The organism is Bacillus cereus group sp. BfR-BA-01379, from assembly GCF_022663605.1.
Taxonomy (GTDB): domain Bacteria; phylum Bacillota; class Bacilli; order Bacillales; family Bacillaceae_G; genus Bacillus_A; species Bacillus_A mobilis.
Genome location: NZ_JAKUFT010000046.1, coordinates 1 through 20,767, shown reverse-complemented (window position 1 = coordinate 20,767; position 20,767 = coordinate 1). Strand labels below are relative to the sequence as shown.

Here is a 20,767-nt window from a genome sequence, read left to right as displayed (position 1 = left end):
AAAGGTCGCCGTGAGTGGCGACCTTTTTGTTATGCGTTATAGAAAGATTAAATGAAATTTATAAAAGCTTGATAGGCGATACCAATGGAAAATACGGTAGCTACCATATGTGCAGTCCATTTAGGTAGATTTAAATTCAATACGACATTATACAAAATTCCATATACGATACAAATGATTAATATACATGCAATGAATTGAAGAACTAGAAAAAATAGTGGTTGTTCTAAAGAATTAATATCATGTTGTTCCATTTATTCTCACTTCCTTTATTTAATATATTAATATAATTAATTCGAAAGTAAAGGGTTTATTTCTATAAAGTTCCAAATCGTGAAACTAAAAGGTACATTAGTAATTGTAATAATTGATGCAAACAATAATGTAACTCAAGATATTATTCCGAAATCAGTAAAAAAGGTCGCCATGAATGGCGACCTTTTTTACGCGTTATACCCGAACAATTTTAAATCTTCACCTGAGTCTGAAATTATCTTTTCGAACTGCAATCCTACTTTTTCTAAAAGCTTTCCTGAATTGATGTTATCAATAGTAGTAATTGCTACAATTCGTTTCATACCTAGGTTCTGTACACCGTAGTCTATTACAGCAGAAGCGGATTCAAAGCCATACCCCTTTGAACGGAATTTCTCTAAAAAGGCAAAGCCGATATCGACATCTTCTAATGAATCTCTTTTAATAAGACCGCACATACCAAGTGGAGTAAGATCTTCTTTTCGTTCAACTAAGTAAAGACCAAAGCCCATTTTATTATACATATCAACGGGTCCGTTTAAGATGTATTTTTTTGCATCGTCTAAGTTTTTAATCCTTTTATCACCAATAAACTGAATCCATGCAGGATCGTTTACTAATTCAAGAATAAATGGAGCGTCTTTTATATCAAACCAGCGAAGAATGAGTCGTTCAGTTTCAAGAACTATCAATCTATTGCACCACCTTTAATCGTTATAACAATTAGTATGGGTTGCGAAATACAAAAGTGCAACATATTTTAATTATGCTCTACTTGTTCACATAAAGTTCGTTTGTTTTGTATAGAGAGATATTTTATAATTAGGATTGATTGTAAAGAGTGAGATACTTATACAATGACTCCTAGGTAACTAGGAGTTTTTACTATATAACTATCATTATTACTAAATATGACACACTACACATTCTGCTCAAGGAGGTACATAATGAAAAAATTATATAATGCATCGTTTACGTATTTGATTATCGGCTTATTATCAGGGATTTTCGCTAGGGAGTATGGAAAGTATAAGGGGATTGTAGGATCTACTTTGTTAAATCTTTTGCATACACATACACTTGTACTCGGTTTTTTCTTCTTTTTAATTGCTTTAGGATTAGCAAAAGTATTTGCGTTTCATGAAGCGAAAAGTTTTAATAAGTGGTTTGTTTTCCATAACATTGCATTAACTTTAATGTTAGGTTCGCTAGCAGCGAGAGGGCTTCTTCAGCTCAATGGGGCGGACTTTAAAGGGTTAACGTATATTGTAGGGTTTTCCCATTCGTTGATGGCAGTTACTTTAATTTGGTTTATGTTGTTAATAAAGAAGTCATCTAAAATATAGTTTTATAGAAAAGAACTTGCAATATTTATTGCGAGTTCTTTTTATTTATTCGACAGTATGAAACGAATTACATATATGCAAAACTTGAATTATTTAATTTTTCGGATTATTATGTATAAAACGGTTAACATATTTTGTAATTCGAATTTATAGAAAGTAGGAGAGTGTACGATGGAGATAACGGTAGAGCGTTTAGTAAATGAATTAAAGGGTGTACTTCCCGAAGATCGAGTAGTTGTGAATACGACAGTAAGAGAGTTACATAGTAAAGATGAATCTTATCATACTAGTAGTTTACCTGATGTAGTAGTTTTTCCGAAAACGACTGAAGAGGTTAGTAGATTAATGAAAGTAGCGAGTGAGCATAAAAAACCTGTCGTTCCTTTTGGCGTAGGTTCTAGTTTAGAAGGACATGTCATTCCATATGAAAAAGGAATTACAATGGACTTTTCGCTCATGAATAAAATACTCGAAATAAGAGAGAAAGATTTTCTTGTGAGAGTACAGCCGGGAGTGACTCGCTCTCAGCTGAATAAAGAATTGAAAAAGTATGGATTGTTTTTTAGTGTAGATCCAGGAGCAGATGCAACGTTAGGTGGAATGGCTGCTACAAATGCGAGCGGAACGACAGCAGTTAAATACGGGGTAATGCGTGATCAAGTTCGTGATTTAGAAGTCGTTCTTGCTGATGGGGAAGTAATACATACTGGAAATTTAGCAGCGAAGTCATCATCAGGTTACCATTTAAATGGTGTTTTTGTAGGATCAGAAGGGACGCTCGGATGCTTTACAGAGCTAACTTTAAAAGTATACGGCATACCAGAACATGTTATGGCTGCGAGAGCATCGTTTCCAACTATAAATGATGCAGTAGAAGCTGTGATTAATATACTACAAGCGGGTATTCCAATTGCGAGAATTGAACTTGTAGATGAATTATCTATGAAACAAGTAAATCATTATAATGAAACAAGTTACAGAGAAGAACCTACACTGTTTTTAGAGTTTCACGGTAATGAAGCTGGGCTAAAGCAAGATATTGAATTTACGAAGGAAATTGTTTTTGATCATAAATGTAAAGAAGTTGCTTTTGAAACGGAAACTGCGGCGAGGAATAAATTATGGGATGCACGGCATCATCTAGCATACTCTTATGTTCATAGCTATCCTGGTAAAAAGCTAATGAGTACAGATGTATGTGTACCAATTTCAGAATTAGCTGGTGCAATCCAACATGCGAAAGAGACATTAGACAAAGTAGGTCTTGTCGGTGGTATTCTAGGTCATGTAGGAGACGGGAATTTTCACGTGCTCTTAATGATTGATCCGAACGATAAAGAAGAAGTGGAAAAGGGCGACGAAATAAATGAAAGTATCGTTTTATATGCTCTTAAACGAGGTGGAACGTGTACGGGAGAACATGGCGTTGGGATTGGAAAACGGAAGTATCAAGAAGTAGAACATGGGGCGGCATTACTTGTAATGGAAAAAATAAAGAAAGCTCTTGACCCGCAAAACATTTTGAATCCGAATAAAGTTTTTCAGTTGAAGGATAGGGGATGATTGGGTGAAAGTACTAGAAGCGATAAGTAATATAGCTGGAAAGTATTTTGCATTTTGGGTTATTTGTATTGCAGCTATTGCATATTTCATTCCTGCTCCATTTCTTGGATTAACTAGTTACATAACGATTTTACTTGGAATTGTCATGTTTGGGATGGGATTAACATTAAAGGCTGTTGATTTTAAAATCATCGCTACAAAACCATTTCCAGTTATTATCGGTGTATGTGCTCAGTTTATTATTATGCCACTTGTCGCATACGTACTAGCCTACGTTATGAAGTTACCAGCGGAATTAGCAGCTGGATTAGTGTTACTTGGTTCAGTACCGGGTGGCACTGCATCAAATGTTATGGTTTATTTAGCAAAAGGGAACTTAGCGTTGTCTATTGCAATGACTTCATTATCAACATTACTAGCACCAATGGCTACACCTCTTATTTTATTATTACTTGCGGGACAATGGATGCCAGTAAATCCTATGTCTATGTTTCTTTCTATCATACAAGTCATTATCATACCTATTATTTTAGGATTAGTAGTGAAGAAGTTTTTCCCTACAACTGTTACGAAAGGAATGACTGTTATTCCTTTCATATCAGTTGTAGCAATTATCATTATAGTTTCAGCGGTGGTTTCAGCGAATGTAAGTAGCATTACTTCTTCAGGCCTTCTCATCTTTATTGCAGTTATGCTCCATAATGCATTTGGTTTTTTACTCGGATATGTAACAGCGTTCGTACTGAGACTAGACGAAGGGACAAGAAGAGCTATTTCAATAGAAGTAGGAATGCAAAATTCAGGCTTAGGTGTTGCGCTGGCAACAGCACATTTTGGACCAGCGGCTGCACTTCCAAGTGTATTAGCGGCAGTATGGCATAACATTGCCGGACCGATTTTAGCAACCATCTGGTCAAAAAATGCAAAGAATACTTTCAGTGATGAAAATTTATCAGTAAATATAGAAAAATAGGGATGGTAAAGAATGCAAAAACGTATTGTACATTTTGAAGGGCTAGTTGTTTTCGTAGCCGCGATTTATACGTATTCAATATATGAATTTAGTTGGATTATATTTTTGGTGTTCCTTTTGGCACCGGATTTATCCATGTTAGCGTACGGTATAAATAATTATGTAGGTGCTAAAATTTATAATATTTTTCACACATATATTATATCGATAGTAATAGCTATAATAGGTGTCTACTTTAAGATAGATACCGTTATAATGATTGGCTTAATCTGGACAGCGCATATTGGAATGGACCGAATGTGTGGATATGGATTGAAATATGAGACGGATTTTAAAGATACTCATATTCAAAGGTTATAAATTATTTTGGGAGAGGGATACATTGAAACAAAGAATTACTATCGAAGAATATAACATCGAATGGGAAAATGAATTTTATAAATTACAATTGCTTATTAATAATGTAATAAAAGAATTTGTTTTGTCCATTGAGCATGTTGGGAGTACATCTGTTAAAGGACTGGTAGCAAAACCAATATTAGATATTGATATAGTAATAGAAGAGTACGAAATTTTTCCTGAAGTAGTAAAAAGACTTGAAACGATAGGGTATTACTATCAAGCGGACTGGAGCTTCAAAGGGAGAGAGGCGTTTGGTAGAAAGGATGCTTTCGTTCCATGGAACGGGGAAAGTACAGTTTGGATGGAACATCATTTGTATGTGTGTGACAAAAATAGCGAAGAGTTAAGAAGACATATAGCGTTTCGAGATTACCTTCGTGAACATGAAGATGTTGCTATTGAACATGGGCGTTTAAAGGGAAAATTAGCAAGAGAATCGAAAAATCAATCCAGTTACAGTGAAGGTAAGACGGCATTTATTACAAATATATTGAGGGAAATAAACTAAGGTCGCATTGAGTATATGCGACCTATTCTTTTTTATTGAAAGTTGCCACTATAAAATAATGACAAACTGTCCCTGTTGATTGATGCGATTACTAAATATAATAGGAAATAAAATAAAAAAGAGCGGAAAAGAGGGAGTTTATGTATATACCAAAATATTTTGCAATACAAGATGAAGAGATGAAGTACGAAATAATTGAACAAAATAGTTTTGCGACGTTATTTTCTCAACATAACGGGGAACCATATGCAACGCATTTGCCGTTGTTATTAAATAGGGAGACTCTAACTTTACATGGTCACTTCGCACGTCCGAATGAACAGTGGAAAGATAGTGGAAATCAACACGTACTTGCTATATTCCAAGGACCCCACAGCTATATATCGCCGTCGTGGTATGAAACAAACAATGCAGTACCAACATGGAATTACGTTGCAGTGCATGTATACGGTGAATTAGAAATTGTTGAGGATGAACAGGAAAGAATAGATTCTCTTCAAGAGTTAGTACATAAATATGAAGATCCAGAGAGCACCTACTCGCTAAATGAGGTAGATTCGAATTATATGGCAGGATTAAGTAAAGGGATAGTTGGTTTTAAAATTAGGATTAGTAAAATAGAAGGGAAAGCGAAGTTAAGTCAAAATCATTCTGTAGAAAGAAGAAAATTAGTTGTGGAAGAACTTGAGAAAGTTGGTAGTGAGGGGAGTAGGGGGATTGCGGAGTTGATGAGAAAATAAAGTTTACTTGAAAGGGAACCATTCTAAATAAGTGTATTTAAAAAGACCTTCTTAATTGAAGGTCTTTCATTTTTTAAAGTGTTTTTTCAGCTGTTGTTGTTGGGGTGTAGTCTTTACTTGTGTCAACGGATTGAACAAAGTCAGGTCTTTGTGGTGCCGGGAAATCTGCATGGCCTGCTTGATATGTAAATGAACTATTTAGGCCAATAGATACAATACCTAGTACAGATAATCCTAAAACGATAGAACTAATTTTCTTTATCATTTTAATGCCCCTTTCTCAAACGTTTTTTCTTTTGCTTGTAATGCTTTATGAAAATACTCACTGGCTTTTATATGGTTATTTTCATCGTAAAGTTTAATGGCTAACTTTTCTGAATATTCCTGAGTGTAGTTATATAAAGATTCTTTGTCGAAATACGTAATTCCTTCAAGAATAATTTTTTCTAAGTCTTCAGTTGATTCATTATTGTTAAGGGACTCTAAAATTTTAAAGTGAAGCATATATTCTTCATTGTTAAGTTCTGTACAAATTTTTAATCCTTTTTTAATAAATTCTGAAGCGATATTTATTTCACCAAGTTTAGAATGTTCCCTTGCTTGTAAGAAAATTGCTTTAAAATGTGTAGGCATTTTTGTTGTCACTTCAGATAGATGACGAATAGCTAATATTGATAAGTTTTGATTAGCATATAGCCAACCTAAGTTATTACGCACTCTTAACAGTAATGATTCTTCACCCTGTTTCTGTAAAATATTGATTGCTGAATTATATTTTTCCTCTGCTTGCTCGTATTGTTTTAAATATACAAATGCTGCACCTAATACGCTTTCACAAGAGGCGACATTCTTTTCATACCCTACAGCTTTTATGAAGAATTCTTTTGCTTTGGTTGCATATTCAATAGCCTCAATTGGCTGGTAAAAATGATAATAGAAAATAGCCATTCGATAATTAAATTCCCCTTTTTCTAGATCATCAGTGGCATTTACCAGTAGTCTCTCAGCTTTTTCATAATGTTCACTTGCTAAATTATAATTTGTTGTTAAAGTAGCATGAATTGCTTTAAATAAATGATAATAGTAAGAAAGTTGGTGATTAGGTGAAATCGAGTAAGAATCTATTTTATTGAAACTGTCTTTTGTGATACTTAAACCATCAGTTAAAACTTTGAAACGAAAATCTAGTAGAGAATAGTATAATGCTAAATCTTCATCTTCTTCAAAGTTTAGTTCCTTTTCCTCAATTCCATGCTTTAAGTTTGTCGCCTGGGACACATCTTGTTTAAGCATAGCTAAATACCAATCATTAAATAATTTCGTAATTTGTTCATTACCTTGTAGTTGAACGTTCATGAAATCCCCTCGCTTTTTGAATATTCTTATAAAATATAGTATCAAAAATAACAATATTTAGAAATATAATTTTTATTTCTCAATATTTGTTTAACAAGCTCATGAGTAAGTCTATTGGAATAGTTACGTTTTTGTTTTGGAGTAAAGAAAAGGAATCGGAGGAAGTGCATTTTAAAGTTCTAGTTGAGAGGGGAGAATATAAAAAAGTGTGTTCACATAATTTGTATGAACACACTTTTTTTATATTAAACAATCAAGTCCCACAAAAAGTACGATAAGGACGATTCGTCGGGGCAGGTGGAACACAGTATTCTTCTTGCTCTGTAGCATACGCATAAGGATTTGATAGAGCTTCAAGAAGTTTCTCCATTACGCTATAGTCGTCATTTGTAACAGCTGCTTCTAGTGCCTCTTCTACGCGGTGGTTTCTTGGGATGATGGATGGGTTATTATTTTTCATCATTTCGTAGGCGTTTTCTTTCGATTCTTCTTGTCTTTTTAATCGAGATTGCCACAGTTTGTACCATTCTTTAAATTCAAGACTTTCAAATAGAGCTGTATTTTCGAGCGTATCAAGAGTTAATGAACGGAATGTATTTGTGTAATCTGCTTTAAATTTCTCCATCATTTTTAAAAGTTGCTCAATAAGTGATCGATCCTGTTCCTCACTGCTAAATAGTCCTAATTTCTTTTTCATTCCAAGGAACCAAAGGTTTTCATACTGTACGCTAAATTTAGAAATTTCGTCTTGGGCAATCTTGAGTGCTTCTTCTTCATCTTCGTGCAGAATCGGTATTAAAGATTCTGCTAATCGTGCCAGATCCCATGCGGCCATATATGGCTGATTCCCATATGCGTAGCGACCTTGTGTATCGATCGAGCTAAATACAGTTCCTTGGTCGTAATTGTCCATAAAAGCACAAGGGCCGTAATCAATCGTTTCTCCACTAATCGTTATATTGTCAGTGTTCATGACGCCGTGAATAAATCCAACAAGTTGCCATTTAGCGATGAGACTTGCTTGTTTCTTTATAACTTCTTGTAGTAATGCAGTATATCGGTTTTCATGAGCCTCAATTTCTGGATAATGCCTGTTTATTGTATAGTCAGCTAGTGATTGAAGATCCTCGATAGAACCACGAGCTGCAGCATATTGAAATGTGCCGACACGTATATGACTGCTAGCGACTCTAGTTAAAATTGCTCCAGGTAACTTTGTTTCACGATATGTTGGCTCGCCAGTTGTGACAACTGCTAAACTGCGAGTAGTCGGAATATCGAGTGCATACATTGCTTCACTAATAATATACTCACGTAGCATCGGACCGAGTGCCGCACGACCATCACCACGGCGTGAATACGGAGTAGGGCCAGAACCTTTTAGCTGAATATCAAAACGTTTACCTGAAGGAGTAATTTGTTCGCCAATTAAAAGAGCGCGACCGTCGCCTAACATATTAAAATGTCCGAATTGATGACCGGCATACGCTTGTGCTAATGGATGAGCTCCTTCTGGGAGTGCATTACCAGCAAAAATAGCAATTTCGGCTTCTTTCTTCAATTCTTCAGGATTAAAGCCAAGAGATATTGCTAGTGAGTGGTTTAGTTTAACTAGCTCCGGTGAACTTACGGGAGTAGGGGGGATTTCTGTATAAAATGATTGCGGCAGAGTCGTATAACTATTATCTAAATTCCAACCAGCTTCATTATTTTTAGTCATTTTATCTCCTCCTTGTTTATTTTTTTATTATGTATTTGTACGTATGTATTCTTTGTAAAGTTAGCTAAAAGTATAATATGATATTTCCCCTTGCAATCTATTGTAAGGACTTCATTGCACTATGTCTATTTAACAGCAAATATAAAAACTCCATTTTTTTAAATGGAGTTTTTATTATTACTTAATTTTTACGATTATTTTTCCTTTTGCTCTTCCAGCCTCTGAATATTCCATTGCTTTTTGAGCATCTTCAAAAGGGAAAACTCGATCGATTACCGGTTTGATTTCACCAGCTTCAATATAGTTTGCGATAGTACGTAATTGATCTCCGCTTGGTTTCATAAATAAAAATGAATATTGAGCATTATGCTTTTTTTCAAGTGCAGTAAGTTTTCTACTTACTAATGAAAATAAGAGCGTTTTGAAAAATCCGGAACCAAATTCTTTACCGAAACGAGCATTTGGCATTCCTGAAACGGAAACGATGTTGCCGCCGTTTTTTATAATATTGAATGATTTTTCAAGTGTTGTACCGCCGATTGTATCAAATACTGCATCATAATCTTTTAGCATTTCTTCAAATTTTTCTGTTTTGTAATTAATAATTTCATCTGCGCCAAGAGACTTTACTAAATTAGAACCAGCTTCACTAGCAGTCGTTGTAACAGTTGCACCCATTATTTTTGCTAACTGAATTGCGAAAGTACCAACACCACCAGATCCAGCGTGAATTAAAATCTTTTGTCCTTTTTGTAAGTGCATGATGTCATGTAGTGCTTGATATGATGTTAAGCCAACGAGTGGAATCGAAGCAGCTTCCTCAAAACTTAAATTTTTAGGTTTTAAGGCTACATCATCCTCGTGAATGGCTATATATTCCGCGAAAGTGCCAATCTTATTTTTTCTTGGGCGTGCGTATATTTCATCACCGACTTTAAAGTGAGTTACTTTTGATCCAACCTTTACGATGACACCGGAAAAGTCATTCCCAAGGATTAGGGGCATTTCATATTTAAGTAACATCTTCACTTTTCCATCGCGTATTTTAAAATCAATCGGGTTAATACTAGCTGCATGAATTTCTGCGAGCACTTCATACTCATTTATTTCAGGAGTAGGTACCTCTGCCATACGCATTGGAACTTTCCCGTATTTATCAATTATCATTGCTTTCATTTCTTATACCTCCAAATCTCAATAAAAGTTGTGCAATAGCTTTTCAATATCTAATACAAGATTTTTTAATAAACCTAATTTTGTACGTATATCAATATAATAAAAGTTTTTTGTACCTTCTTTTCGCATTAAAATAATACCGGCTTCTCGTAAAATTCTAAGATGATGTGATACCGCTGGTCGAGAAAGGTGTGTTTTTTTCGTAATTTCGCCCACACGTAATCCGGTTTGACATTCCGTTTCCATGAGAACGAACAAAATAGCTTGCCGTGTTTCATCGCCAATTGCTAATAATACTTTTTGAGAATCAATAAAATCTTTTTTTATAACATTTAATTGTTCTTGTTTATTCATTTCAATCACTTTACCTCCTGGTAATTAGTCGAAAGGTTTAAGATGATGAACCATTACATCGATACGGTAATGCTACATGATTGTTGTATGAGCTGCAATATTGGGAAAGAAAATCGAGACGAATGAAATTTTCTGTGTTGAAAATGGTAGGGGATAGAAAAGGATAGCATATTAAAATGGATGAAGTTTTAAAAAGAAAAAGTGATTGAATAATACGTTGTTTATAAATGATAGAGGGGAAGGATTTTTAAAAAATAAGCGGTCGTAACCCCTTATAACTTTACAGGGCTACGACCGCTTATTATGTTGGTGTTTACTAAAGTGAGTTGTTTCGTTTTACTCTTTCATACATGCATAATTCAAGCAGATTATAGATATATGAAAAAGTAAAAGTAATTTGGGGCGTAATCTATCTATATGATAATTTAAAATGAAATATAAGTCTATATCTTTGTTGTTTTTTTGATTATATTTATGTCACTGAGCTCAGAACAATGATGTGGAGGGTAAATTTATGAAATCGAATTACGTATCAGTTTTAATTGTTGGAGGAGGATTATCAGGATTAGCGTCTGCTTTATTCCTTGCAAAACATAACGTTGATTATTTACTAGTTGAAAGGCACCCGTCTACTGCAATTCACCCAAAAGCAGGTGGAATCACTTTTCGTACGATGGAGTTATTTCGAGAATTGGGTTTAGAACAAAGAATTAGATCAGCGGGTAAAGCGTTAGAAAATTGTCGGGGAAGAATAGCAGTTCATACAATAGCTGAGGCGAATAAGGAAGAATTGGCACAAATGAGGGCCACTCAGTATGGAAACGATGAAAAGTTACTTCAAAAAATAGAAGAGATTAGTCCATCAAAACAAACAGCTTGTTATCAAATTACTTTAGAAGAGATGATGTTACAAGAAGCGAGAACATTAGGTGGAAAATTATCTTTTTATCATGAATTGGTTTCTTATGAACAAAATGAGCACGGAGTAATAGCAACGATTCGGAATCGTGAAACGGAAGAAGAAAGTATTATTCATTGTGATTATGTAATTGCAGCAGATGGGGCGAAAAGTAAAATACGTGAGCAGCTAGGGATAAGTACTGAGGGACGAGGTACAATCGGTGGCTATTATATGAATATTTATTTTGAAGCGGATTTAAGTGAGTTTATACAAGGCAATGCATTTGGTTTTACTATGGTACTCCATCCGGAAGTTCTTGGTGCGCTTATTCCAGTTGATAACGAAAGAAGATGGATTTACCATGTATCCTACGATCCATTAAAAGGAGAGCGACCAGATGATTTCACTATAGAACGTTGTAAACAAATCATTCAAACAGCAATTGGAAGTACAAAAATTGAGTCAGAAATAGTAAGTGTTTTACCGTGGGAAGCGACTGAAAGTACAGCCGTGAAATTTCAAGATAATCGAATCTTTTTAGTTGGTGATTCAGCACATATTATGCCGCCAACAGGAGGATTTGGTTCAAATACAGGCATACAAGATGCACATAACTTAGCTTGGAAATTAGCGGCTGTTATAAAAGGGAAAGCAAATCCAAAATTGTTAGAAACATATTATGAAGAGAGATATCCTGTTGCAAAATTAACGACGGAGTATGCGAGTAGTTTATTGTTCCGTGCTGCGAATAGAGAAGAAGGCAGTTTGAATAATATGGATGGTTTAGCTGTAACTGTCGGGTATCAGTATTGTTCTGAAGCGATAGTAGATGACTCAGCTACTTCACATAGAATGGATATCGTAGAGTTGAATGGAAGACCTGGAACGCGAGCACCACACTTTTGTGGAACGTATGATGGAAAAGAAATTTCTATACTTGATTTATTAGGAAATGATTTTGTGTTACTTATTGGAGCAGAAAATCGCGCTTGGGCCAATTGTGCACAAGATGTTTCAGCTGAATTAGGAATAAATATAAAAGTGTATCGAGTAGGTTTAACCGGAGACTTTATTGCTCAAGAAAATGTTTTTCGTGAATTATATGGTTTAGAGAATGAAGGAGCTGTAGTGATTAGACCAGATAGCTTCATTGCGTGGCGTTCAGCAAAAGGTACAGCAAATCTATGTACGGTGCTTAACGAGGTAATGAATCATTTATTGTGTAATTTTTAAGCAACTAGGAAGAAGTGTTTTATATAAGGCACTTCTTTTATCCTTTTTCAACTTACAAAATAAAAATATTGTAAGTTGAAAAAGGATATGTTAATCTTATAACCTAATTGAAATCGTATTTTTTTGCATTCAACTTACAAATAATAAAAAATGTAAGTTGTTATTGAAATAATAGTATTATGTAAATAAATTGGACGGTGAGAAAAATGACAGAGAAGGCGTTAACGAAGAATGTTGTTTTAGATGCAGCGGAAAAAGAGTTAATGAAATATGGATGGAGTAGGACGACACTTGTTAGTATTGCGAAGTCACTTGATGTTAGTCATGCGGCTTTATATTCTTATTTTCGGAGTAAGGCCACACTGCGCGACGCTATTTTAGAAAGATGGCTGCTTAAGTACTCAGATCAGCTTGAACAAATTGCCGGAAAAGATGGAGAGACGGAAATCATTTTACAAGAGTGGTTCTTTCGTTTATTTCAGCTTAAAAAGAAAGAGTTACTTGAAAATGAAGAGTTATTTACATTGAATAGTTCGTTAGTGCAGCAAAAGAATAAGGTGATTCAAAAGCACGAAGAAAGATTAGTTGGACAACTGGAGAACGTGATAAATCGTGGGATAGAGCGCAATGAGATTGAAAAACAAGATAGTTTGTTTTTAGCGCATACGTTATTTGGTTTGCTTTCATCGTTCTATCACCCTGCTTTTTCTGAGAAGTGGAAAGAAGAGAGGATAAACGAAGAGTTTCAAAAGTCGTGGGAGATTGTTGCTTGTGGCATTTTTCAAAAGTAAAAAGTTACGTATCATATAAGGCTTTCAAATAGTAGGAGAAGGGGAGATTATATGAGTCATTATAAAGAAGAGCAACAACGTGTAGATGTAGTTATTGAAAAAGTAGAGGAGGAACTGAAAGAGCTGGATGGTCGAGTTGGCTCAGTGAAGTCTGAAATTGTAAGTATTAGAAAAAAATTTTGGGAAGATGTAAAAGTAAATATAGATAATATTAAAGAAGCGGTTGAAACGGCGGCGAGTATTAGGCAAGAGGCAGAGCTTCTTGCTGAAAGAGAACATACACATCGTCATACGAAAAATGAATATAACCTTTTAACGAAAATAAAAGAAACGCCGTATTTTGGGCGGATTGATTTTAAAGAAGATACTGAAGCGGATACTGATGAAATGTATATCGGTATCGGCTCTTTTTATGATAAAGAAAATGATGAGTTTTTAGTATACGATTGGCGGGCACCTATTTCGAGCCTTTATTATGATTACACTTTAGGGAGGGCCCAGTATAAAGCGCCCATAGGTACGATTTCAGGCGATTTGCTTTTAAAACGTCAATATATGATTCGAAACGGGACGATTCAAAGTATGTTTGATACAGGTGTGACGATAGGTGATGAATTATTACAAGAAGCACTTGGACGAAATGCAAGTGAACAAATGAAAAGTATTGTAGCGACAATACAGAGGGAACAAAATCAAATTATTCGAAACGATACAAGTGATGTGTTAATTGTGCAAGGGACTGCTGGGAGCGGGAAAACTTCAGCGGCACTGCAACGTATTGCTTATTTATTGTATCGTTACCGCGGCACGGTGCATGCAGATCAAATGTTACTGTTTTCGCCGAATGAGTTGTTCAATAGTTATATTGCGAACGTTTTACCAGAGCTTGGGGAAGAAAATATGCAACAAACGACTTTTCAAGCGTATGTGGAACATATGATTGGAAAAAGCTTTACTGTAGAAGATTCATTTGCGCAGTTAGAATACGTTTTAACGAAAAAGCATGAAAGTACGTATGAAACTAGAGTGAAAGGTATTCAATATAAATCCTCGATTGAATTTATGGGACTACTTGAGAAATACGCGCGAAGCTTAAGTGAAAAAGGTTTACAATTTCATGATGTTACATGTAAAGGTGAAGTGCTCATAGAGGCAAAATCAATATGTGCTTATTTTTATAGCCTAGATATGTTTATTGCTATACCGAATCGAATACAACTTACAATGGAATGGATTCTTCGGAAGTTACATGAATTTGAAAAGATTGAAGCGAAAAAAGATTGGGTGGAACGAGAAGTTCAGTATTTAAATAAAGAAGATTACAATCGCATATTTGAAAAATTAGAGAAGGATAATCAATTTGATTATTATGAGAAGGAACATGAGTTATTAACGAAATATGTAGTGAAGAAATATTTTCGTTCGTTACGTAGAAGGGTAAAAAATTTCGCTTTTGTAAATCATCCTGCGATTTTTCAGCAGTTATTTGAAAGCATGCAGAAAGATATTTTCGTACCAGATTGCTGGGGAGATATATGTAAGCAGACAGTGAAGCATTTGAAGAATAAACAGCTAACAAATGAAGATGCAGCGCCGTATTTATTTTTAAAAGAGTTACTTGAAGGATTTAAGACGAATCACCTTGTGAAGTTTGTATTTATTGATGAAGTGCAAGATTATACAGCATTTCAATTAGCATTTCTAAAACGACTATTTCCGAAGGCGAAATGGACGTTACTTGGTGATCGTAATCAAAATATTTTCTCGCATGACCAAAATAGAGAAAACAATATTATTTCCACATTATTTGTAAATCGTAAAGTGGAAACAGTCCGGCTTAACCGTAGTTATCGATCGACAAAACCGATCATTGAATTTACAAAGTGTATGATTCCAAATGGAAATGAGATTGAAGCTTTTAATAGGGATGGTAAGAAGCCGGTTTATATAAAAGTAAGTAATGAGCGAAAGCGTGTAGAGAATATAGTTCTTAAGGTGAAAGAGTTAGAAGAAAAAGGCCATAAAACAGTTGCGGTAATTTGTAAAACAAATGAAGAATGCATGAAAGTGATGGAGTTAATAGGAGATATATTACATGTTCACCTTATGCAAAAAGAGAATACAACTTATGAGAACGGCGTTGTTATTATTCCTGCTTATTTGGCGAAAGGGATAGAATTTGACGCGGTAATTATATTTGAAGCTTCTAATGACAGCTATAATAGGGAGTCTGAACGCAATTTGTTTTACACAGCATGTACGAGGGCGATGCATGAATTATATGTATATTATGCCGGGGAGCTAACAGAATTTCTTACACATGTTCCAGAAGAATTATATATAAGGGAGAGATGTTAAATGGCGAATCAATATAATACTTTTCAAAATTGTAGTAAAGAAGTGTCAATGTTATTACCACTTCCGAAGTATGTAAAGTTGGTAAGGGAGCATGAAGAATTACGTGACGGTGTACAAGTTTCCATCAAACGCTATCAAGCAGAAGAGCTGTTACATTACGGTGGTGCTCATATTACAACCATTACTACTCAAAATGATAAGTGTTTATTAAGTTATACGAATATGATGCCAGTATACTCAGACAAACTGCCTCATAAAGATGATGCTGAACAAATAGCAATGGATGTAATGGAAAAGGTTGATCCACAATATGCAAGTGGTTTAACTTTACTACGTATAGAAAAACAAATGAGACAGTATAAAGATGAAGGAGAAATTGTTACTTTTCCTGTTTTATGGGTGAAAATGATGCATGATAATGGGAGTTTTAACTGGGTGACAATTGGAGGAGACGGACAAATCATCGAATTTGAGCGTGAAGTACGCTGGGATTATATGATGAGTCGTCGTCAAACGGAAATGTGGTATTATGATGACTGGGTGTTGGCACGTATGGGAAAAGGTCCGCAATTAATGCCGCCAGCTGCTTTAGCATAGAAACTATCTATTTAAAAAATATTCACAAATATTAATAGGTTTGGTATGATTAATTTCGACAAGTTAATCGAGGCCGGAGATATTTGAGATAAGCCATAAATTTATTTAGGGATACAGAAGTGTCCTCTAAATAAATTATGGCTTTTTTTATTGATGAACTGTAATCAATAAGGAGTTACATGTGAATAGGAGGGATATGGACAATAAATAGTATAGTAATAACATAGGGGAATTATATTTGTAAGATTGGAATTTTAATATAAGCTTATAAAAATAATGAAAGTATATCTTCTATTTCGTGTAAATCTCATTAACTTGTTGAAATTTGCAACGTAGGAAGGGTTAGAAGGATGAGAAAAATTATTAGCGTGTTAGTTATTTTCTTTATGACGGGAAGTATCTTTGCTGGGGGAGCCGTTCATGCGAAAGCAGAGGGGAAGCATGAATGGAATACGAATAAGTTTTTAAATATTGCACATCGCGGAGCAAGTGGACATGCACCTGAGCATACTTTTGCTTCTTATGATCTTGTGAAAAAAATGAAAGCGGATTATTTGGAGTTAGATATTCAGTTAACTAAGGATGGCCAGTTGATTGCCATGCATGATACAGCAGTTGATCGTACTACAAATGGAACAGGCGAAGTACGAGATAAAACATTAAGTGAAATAAAGAGTTTAGATGGAGGATCTTGGTTCAATAAAGCTTATCCAGAAAAGGCTAAGCAAGAGTATGTTGGGCAAAAAGTTCCGACTCTTGAAGAAATCTTCCAAAAGTACGGAAGAAGCATGAAGTATTACATTGAAACAAAATCACCAGATGTGTATCCAGGAATGGAAGAGAAATTGTTAGTGTTGTTAAATAAATATAATTTAGTAGGTCAAAACATGTCTTCTAGCCGTGTTATGATTCAATCATTTAGTAAAGATAGTTTAACAAAGATTCATAGTATGAATAAAAATATTCCGTTAGTTCAACTGCTTTGGTATTATCCAAATGAAAACAATGAAATTATTGAATGGTCTGGTATTACACATGAACCGAAAAGTGTAACGAATGATGATTTTCAAGAAATTAAAAAGTATGCAGTTGGTATCGGGCCAAACTTACGCAATGATAACGGAGAACTAATTATCGATGAGTCATATATGAAAATGGTTAGAAAAAATGGACTGTTAATTCACCCGTATACAATTAATGAGAAACCAGATATGAGATTGTTAATTAAATGGGGTGCTACAGGAATGTTTACAAATTATCCTGATCGATTACATAGTGTGTTAAAGGAAAAATAAATAAGTGGAAAGGTATACCAGTGTTTTAGGTATACCTTCTTTATTATGCCAGATGATAGAAGTAAAGTTCCTCTTTTAAGATAACTCTCCAATAAACCAAACCTCTTTTTCATCGATTGTATCCTCATCATACAGGATTTCTTGAAAGTGCAACGTTTGGGCAGTAGGCCAAATTGAAATTTCCCATGTCTTCCAAAAATCAGACTCATTTGAAAGAGGAATCCATTTTTGAAATTCACTATTTCTATTAAAGAAATTATGAAAGTAGTCCTCATTTTTAAATACAATAATTTGTGAATTCCACAAACTTTCTATAGAAATTAAAACAACAACTCGATATGTATGTGTATCGCTCGGTTTTATTTTTATTAAATGCTGTGCTTGATTTAATAAGGTTTGTATACATAATCGTTTTACTTTTCTAGGCGTTTTACACGAATCGATAAAAGTTTGGGAAACTGGTAAGGGCATATACCAATATTCATCGTAATAGAAAGCAGAAGGGAACGTTTTTGTATGTTCTTCAATTCGCTGTATCATAGTCCTTGTTTTACGCTTCATACCACGTACTTTCTTTTCATGCATTGTGAATCATCTCCATAAATTTTTGTAATGCAGCTGAGTGATATAGATCTTTTCGAGTAATAAAAGTAGTAGGAACTTTTTTGAATCTATTAGGTAAAGGATTGAATGATAAGTTATGTTCATGCCCCTTTAAAATTGATTTCATCATAATCGCTACGCCCATATTTGATTTTACACAGGCGAGTATTGCTTCAATTGTTCCGAATTCTAAAACTCGTTTAGGCGAGATGTCTTCTTCTAGAAGCCAGTCTTCTAATAAACTTCTATAATAGCAACCGTGACTAAAAGCGAGTAAATTCATATATTCTATGTCTTTAAGAGAGGATAAAGGTTTTTTACTAATGAGAACTAATTCTTCTTCACGAAATACATTTGTATGAAGTTCAGTATGCTGAGTAGATCCTGCTATAAATGCTCCGTCTAGTTTTCGTTCTAGCACTAACCTAATTAGTTGTTCGGTCGTACTTGTTTCTAAAATCAATTCGACTTCTGGGTATTTCTCATAATAGGCCGTTAATATAGATGGCAGCCTTACCGCGGTTGTAGATTCTGTACACCCGATTTTCAAAGTGCCTTTAGGATCAGTTCCATTACTTTGAACCGCTTTTATAGATTGATCCATTAAGTGGATAATTTGTTTGGCGTATGTTAATAAAATCTCACCGTTAGAAGTTAAAGTTACACCTTTTCCATTACGATAAAATAGAGGTACCCCCAATTCGTTTTCTAGTTGTTTCATACGCATTGTTACGCCTGATTGTACATAGTTCAAATTTTTCGCTGCGTGAGAAATATTACTTTCCTTAGCAACTTCGTAAAATACAGTTAAATCTTTTATGTCCATGCATCATCCCTCCGAAAAGGTATCATTTTTTTGATGGATTATATGATATATCTTTATTTTATATGATATCAGAACTTTCATACAATGAAAGAGGGGAGGGATGATTGTGTTAATTGAAGAAAGGATGAATAGTGCTTATAAGTGGGTTATGTTAATTTTTGCGACGATTGCTCAAACAACAGCGACGCTTATAACATATGGTGTCGGAGCTTTCGCTTTATTTTGGAAAGAAGAATATGCGCTTACGAATATGGAAAGTGGATTGTTAGTAAGTGTTGTAAATATTGGACCGTTATTTTGCATGCTTTTTGTCGGTCGGTTACTGGATCAATATAATGAAAAATTATTAATTTCTATCAGTTCATTTTTGCTAGGGAGTTCGTTTTTACTAACTAATATAGTAAACGGGTTTAATGGTCTGTTATTTGTACTTTTATTAGTAGGAATGTTTTATAGTGTTTCCCAGCCAGGAGGAAGTAAAGTGATTTTAAAATGGTTCCCAAAAGAAAATCGAGGATTAGCAATGGGAATAAGGCAAGCTGGTATACCGATTGGTGGCGCATTAGCGGGAGTGCTAATCCCGTTTCTAACAATACAATATAATGTGACTTACGCGATAAATAGTATGGCATGCATTTGTATAATTGGCGGAATATTATTTTTTATGTTTTATAAAGAGTCATATGTTCAAGAGGATGTAAGGAAAGAACATATTAAAATTTCTTTTTGGACGCAGCTAAAAGTAGTGATATGTAAAAAAGAGTTGTATCCAATATATATAACGGGTATTTGCATGATTTCATTGCAAATGGTGTTAGTTGGGCACTTTATGAAATTTTTAGTGAGGGAAGAATCAATTACATTAATTGAAGCTGGAACAGTATTTTCAGTGATGTTCTTTTCTGGAATGATTGGCCGTGTTGTATTAGCAGCTAGTAGTGATGTGTTTTATAAGGGGAATCGGCATACACCTTTATTTATAGCTGTCTGTGCTTCTATCGGTTTGATTCTATTGTTAGTAATGAGCATACATACAGTAACGAGTGGAGTGTTGTATGGTGTAAGCGCATTGTTAGGCTTCTTTTCAATTGGTTGGTTTAGCCTTTTTATCGTTGAAGTTGCTGAATTGGCAAGTGAAGAATGTGTTGGAATAACAGTTAGTTTGGCACTTACATTCAATCAAATTGCGATTATTGTTGCACCCGTTTTATTTGGCTATATTGTCGATGAGAAAGGATATACGTATGCGTGGTTGTGTATAGTGATATTATTAAGTATTTCGGCAGTGAGTATATATGGTAAAAACAAAAAAATAAAAGAAAGTTAGCAATGTAAATTTATTATGAAGAAAGTCTAAAGAAATGCCGAATGAGCGACATTTCTTTTTTTATATGTTGTATAATCAAAATATAAATGAGATTCGTTTTCAATGACGTTCATTGCCTCTTTTGAAATTGCCTGTTACTTTAGCCATAATGAGTTGTTTTTCTGTATCGTTCTGAGCATGATTTATTTTGTTTAAAAATTTTTCTGCATCATTTCCTTTTAATAGCATAATTTGTTTTCCGTAATATTCAATTAAAACCATGTTATTTTTTGTTACTCTGTAATAGAACATCCTATCATCTAAACGATTGCGTTTATCAGTATTTTTCATCGTAACAACTCCATTTCTTATTATGTGTAACAAATGTTACATAAGCTGTTGAAATTATAGTAGAGTGTATCCGATTGTAAGGTGGAAATTTTGCAAGAAAGAAATACAATAGA

22 protein-coding genes are annotated in these 20,767 nt (G+C 34.4%); 12 read left to right on the top strand and 10 right to left on the bottom strand.

Going from position 1 to position 20,767, the window contains the following annotated elements:
- Positions 1-47 precede the first annotated feature (47 nt).
- The gene (locus MR113_RS17520) at positions 48-254 is read right to left on the bottom strand and encodes a hypothetical protein (protein WP_242255817.1); all 207 of its coding nucleotides are present in this window, start codon (positions 252-254) and stop codon (positions 48-50) included.
- A gap of 189 nt (positions 255-443) precedes the next feature.
- Entirely contained in the window at positions 444-947 is a 504-nt protein-coding gene (locus MR113_RS17515; protein ID WP_088029371.1) for a GNAT family N-acetyltransferase, read from the bottom strand.
- 255 nt (positions 948-1,202) lie between these two features.
- Here MR113_RS17515 and MR113_RS17510 point away from each other — a divergent pair, with 255 nt between their 5' ends.
- The 6 genes from MR113_RS17510 (at position 1,203) to MR113_RS17485 (ending at position 5,787) form a co-directional block, all read left to right on the top strand.
- A complete protein-coding gene (locus MR113_RS17510) occupies positions 1,203-1,601 on the top strand; it encodes a DUF2871 family protein (RefSeq protein WP_242255815.1) in 399 nt (132 codons plus the stop codon).
- Between the two features lie 171 nt (positions 1,602-1,772).
- Complete coding sequence (locus MR113_RS17505) at positions 1,773-3,164, top strand: FAD-binding oxidoreductase (protein WP_242255814.1); 1,392 nt, start codon at positions 1,773-1,775, stop codon at positions 3,162-3,164.
- Positions 3,165-3,168: 4 nt separating this feature from the next.
- Positions 3,169-4,137 (top strand): bile acid:sodium symporter family protein, encoded by a 969-nt coding sequence (locus MR113_RS17500; protein ID WP_242255812.1) that lies wholly within the window; start codon positions 3,169-3,171, stop codon positions 4,135-4,137.
- A gap of 12 nt (positions 4,138-4,149) precedes the next feature.
- Entirely contained in the window at positions 4,150-4,497 is a 348-nt protein-coding gene (locus MR113_RS17495; RefSeq protein WP_242255810.1) for a DUF4260 domain-containing protein, read from the top strand.
- A 22-nt stretch (positions 4,498-4,519) separates the two neighbouring features.
- Positions 4,520-5,047, top strand: coding sequence for a GrpB family protein (locus MR113_RS17490; RefSeq protein ID WP_242255808.1), 528 nt, complete (start codon positions 4,520-4,522; stop codon positions 5,045-5,047).
- A 140-nt stretch (positions 5,048-5,187) separates the two neighbouring features.
- On the top strand, positions 5,188-5,787 hold the full coding sequence (locus MR113_RS17485) for an FMN-binding negative transcriptional regulator (RefSeq protein ID WP_242255807.1): 600 nt from the start codon (positions 5,188-5,190) through the stop codon (positions 5,785-5,787).
- Positions 5,788-5,860: 73 nt separating this feature from the next.
- On the opposite strand, the gene MR113_RS17480 is transcribed toward MR113_RS17485, so the two are convergent.
- The 5 genes from MR113_RS17480 to MR113_RS17460 form a co-directional block, all read right to left on the bottom strand.
- Positions 5,861-6,052 carry a Phr family secreted Rap phosphatase inhibitor gene (locus MR113_RS17480; RefSeq protein WP_242255804.1) on the bottom strand — a complete coding sequence of 64 codons (192 nt, stop codon included), beginning with the start codon at positions 6,050-6,052 and terminating at the stop codon, positions 5,861-5,863.
- Positions 6,049-7,143, bottom strand: coding sequence for a response regulator aspartate phosphatase (locus tag MR113_RS17475; protein ID WP_242255802.1), 1,095 nt, complete (start codon positions 7,141-7,143; stop codon positions 6,049-6,051). The genes MR113_RS17480 and MR113_RS17475 overlap by 4 nt, the downstream gene beginning before the upstream one ends.
- 253 nt (positions 7,144-7,396) lie before the next feature.
- The gene (locus tag MR113_RS17470) at positions 7,397-8,863 is read right to left on the bottom strand and encodes a protein adenylyltransferase SelO (protein WP_242255800.1); all 1,467 of its coding nucleotides are present in this window, start codon (positions 8,861-8,863) and stop codon (positions 7,397-7,399) included.
- A gap of 177 nt (positions 8,864-9,040) precedes the next feature.
- Positions 9,041-10,039, bottom strand: a complete 999-nt coding sequence (locus tag MR113_RS17465; RefSeq protein WP_242255799.1) for an NADP-dependent oxidoreductase — start codon at positions 10,037-10,039, stop codon at positions 9,041-9,043.
- 18 nt (positions 10,040-10,057) lie between these two features.
- Positions 10,058-10,402, bottom strand: coding sequence for an ArsR/SmtB family transcription factor (locus tag MR113_RS17460; protein WP_185914399.1), 345 nt, complete (start codon positions 10,400-10,402; stop codon positions 10,058-10,060).
- 505 nt (positions 10,403-10,907) lie between these two features.
- Here MR113_RS17460 and MR113_RS17455 point away from each other — a divergent pair.
- From MR113_RS17455 to MR113_RS17435, 5 genes are all read left to right on the top strand, one after another.
- Entirely contained in the window at positions 10,908-12,527 is a 1,620-nt protein-coding gene (locus MR113_RS17455) for an FAD-dependent oxidoreductase (RefSeq protein WP_242255797.1), read from the top strand.
- 206 nt (positions 12,528-12,733) lie between these two features.
- Positions 12,734-13,318 carry a TetR/AcrR family transcriptional regulator gene (locus MR113_RS17450; protein ID WP_097882456.1) on the top strand — a complete coding sequence of 195 codons (585 nt, stop codon included), beginning with the start codon at positions 12,734-12,736 and terminating at the stop codon, positions 13,316-13,318.
- A gap of 51 nt (positions 13,319-13,369) precedes the next feature.
- Positions 13,370-15,676, top strand: coding sequence for an RNA polymerase recycling motor HelD (gene helD, locus MR113_RS17445; RefSeq protein ID WP_242255795.1), 2,307 nt, complete (start codon positions 13,370-13,372; stop codon positions 15,674-15,676).
- A complete protein-coding gene (locus tag MR113_RS17440) occupies positions 15,677-16,273 on the top strand; it encodes a hypothetical protein (RefSeq protein WP_242255792.1) in 597 nt (198 codons plus the stop codon). It begins immediately after the preceding gene.
- A 350-nt stretch (positions 16,274-16,623) separates the two neighbouring features.
- Entirely contained in the window at positions 16,624-17,568 is a 945-nt protein-coding gene (locus MR113_RS17435; RefSeq protein WP_242255790.1) for a glycerophosphodiester phosphodiesterase, read from the top strand.
- 75 nt (positions 17,569-17,643) lie between these two features.
- On the opposite strand, the gene MR113_RS17430 is transcribed toward MR113_RS17435, so the two are convergent.
- Positions 17,644-18,153, bottom strand: coding sequence for a DUF3916 domain-containing protein (locus MR113_RS17430; RefSeq protein ID WP_242255789.1), 510 nt, complete (start codon positions 18,151-18,153; stop codon positions 17,644-17,646).
- On the bottom strand, positions 18,146-18,997 hold the full coding sequence (locus MR113_RS17425) for a LysR family transcriptional regulator (protein WP_242255787.1): 852 nt from the start codon (positions 18,995-18,997) through the stop codon (positions 18,146-18,148). Before MR113_RS17425 ends, MR113_RS17430 begins: the two co-directional genes overlap by 8 nt.
- A 100-nt stretch (positions 18,998-19,097) precedes the next feature.
- Between MR113_RS17425 and MR113_RS17420 the strand changes: the two genes are divergently transcribed.
- A complete protein-coding gene (locus MR113_RS17420) occupies positions 19,098-20,324 on the top strand; it encodes an MFS transporter (RefSeq protein WP_242255786.1) in 1,227 nt (408 codons plus the stop codon).
- 99 nt (positions 20,325-20,423) lie between these two features.
- Here the strand turns inward: MR113_RS17420 and MR113_RS17415 are convergent, their stop codons facing one another.
- Positions 20,424-20,654, bottom strand: a complete 231-nt coding sequence (locus MR113_RS17415) for a hypothetical protein (RefSeq protein ID WP_242255784.1) — start codon at positions 20,652-20,654, stop codon at positions 20,424-20,426.
- Positions 20,655-20,767: the final 113 nt, after the last annotated feature.

Coding starts and splice junctions, on each gene's coding strand:
- MR113_RS17520 (WP_242255817.1), bottom strand. CDS start 254: ATGGAACAACATGATATTAATTCTTTAGAACAACCACTATTTTTTCTA.
- MR113_RS17510 (WP_242255815.1), top strand. CDS start 1,203: ATGAAAAAATTATATAATGCATCGTTTACGTATTTGATTATCGGCTTA.
- MR113_RS17505 (WP_242255814.1), top strand. CDS start 1,773: ATGGAGATAACGGTAGAGCGTTTAGTAAATGAATTAAAGGGTGTACTT.
- MR113_RS17495 (WP_242255810.1), top strand. CDS start 4,150: ATGCAAAAACGTATTGTACATTTTGAAGGGCTAGTTGTTTTCGTAGCC.
- MR113_RS17485 (WP_242255807.1), top strand. CDS start 5,188: ATGTATATACCAAAATATTTTGCAATACAAGATGAAGAGATGAAGTAC.
- MR113_RS17480 (WP_242255804.1), bottom strand. CDS start 6,052: ATGATAAAGAAAATTAGTTCTATCGTTTTAGGATTATCTGTACTAGGT.
- MR113_RS17475 (WP_242255802.1), bottom strand. CDS start 7,143: ATGAACGTTCAACTACAAGGTAATGAACAAATTACGAAATTATTTAAT.
- MR113_RS17470 (WP_242255800.1), bottom strand. CDS start 8,863: ATGACTAAAAATAATGAAGCTGGTTGGAATTTAGATAATAGTTATACG.
- MR113_RS17465 (WP_242255799.1), bottom strand. CDS start 10,039: ATGAAAGCAATGATAATTGATAAATACGGGAAAGTTCCAATGCGTATG.
- MR113_RS17455 (WP_242255797.1), top strand. CDS start 10,908: ATGAAATCGAATTACGTATCAGTTTTAATTGTTGGAGGAGGATTATCA.
- MR113_RS17450 (WP_097882456.1), top strand. CDS start 12,734: ATGACAGAGAAGGCGTTAACGAAGAATGTTGTTTTAGATGCAGCGGAA.
- helD (WP_242255795.1), top strand. CDS start 13,370: ATGAGTCATTATAAAGAAGAGCAACAACGTGTAGATGTAGTTATTGAA.
- MR113_RS17440 (WP_242255792.1), top strand. CDS start 15,677: ATGGCGAATCAATATAATACTTTTCAAAATTGTAGTAAAGAAGTGTCA.
- MR113_RS17435 (WP_242255790.1), top strand. CDS start 16,624: ATGAGAAAAATTATTAGCGTGTTAGTTATTTTCTTTATGACGGGAAGT.
- MR113_RS17430 (WP_242255789.1), bottom strand. CDS start 18,153: ATGCATGAAAAGAAAGTACGTGGTATGAAGCGTAAAACAAGGACTATG.
- MR113_RS17425 (WP_242255787.1), bottom strand. CDS start 18,997: ATGGACATAAAAGATTTAACTGTATTTTACGAAGTTGCTAAGGAAAGT.
- MR113_RS17420 (WP_242255786.1), top strand. CDS start 19,098: ATGATTGTGTTAATTGAAGAAAGGATGAATAGTGCTTATAAGTGGGTT.
- MR113_RS17415 (WP_242255784.1), bottom strand. CDS start 20,654: ATGAAAAATACTGATAAACGCAATCGTTTAGATGATAGGATGTTCTAT.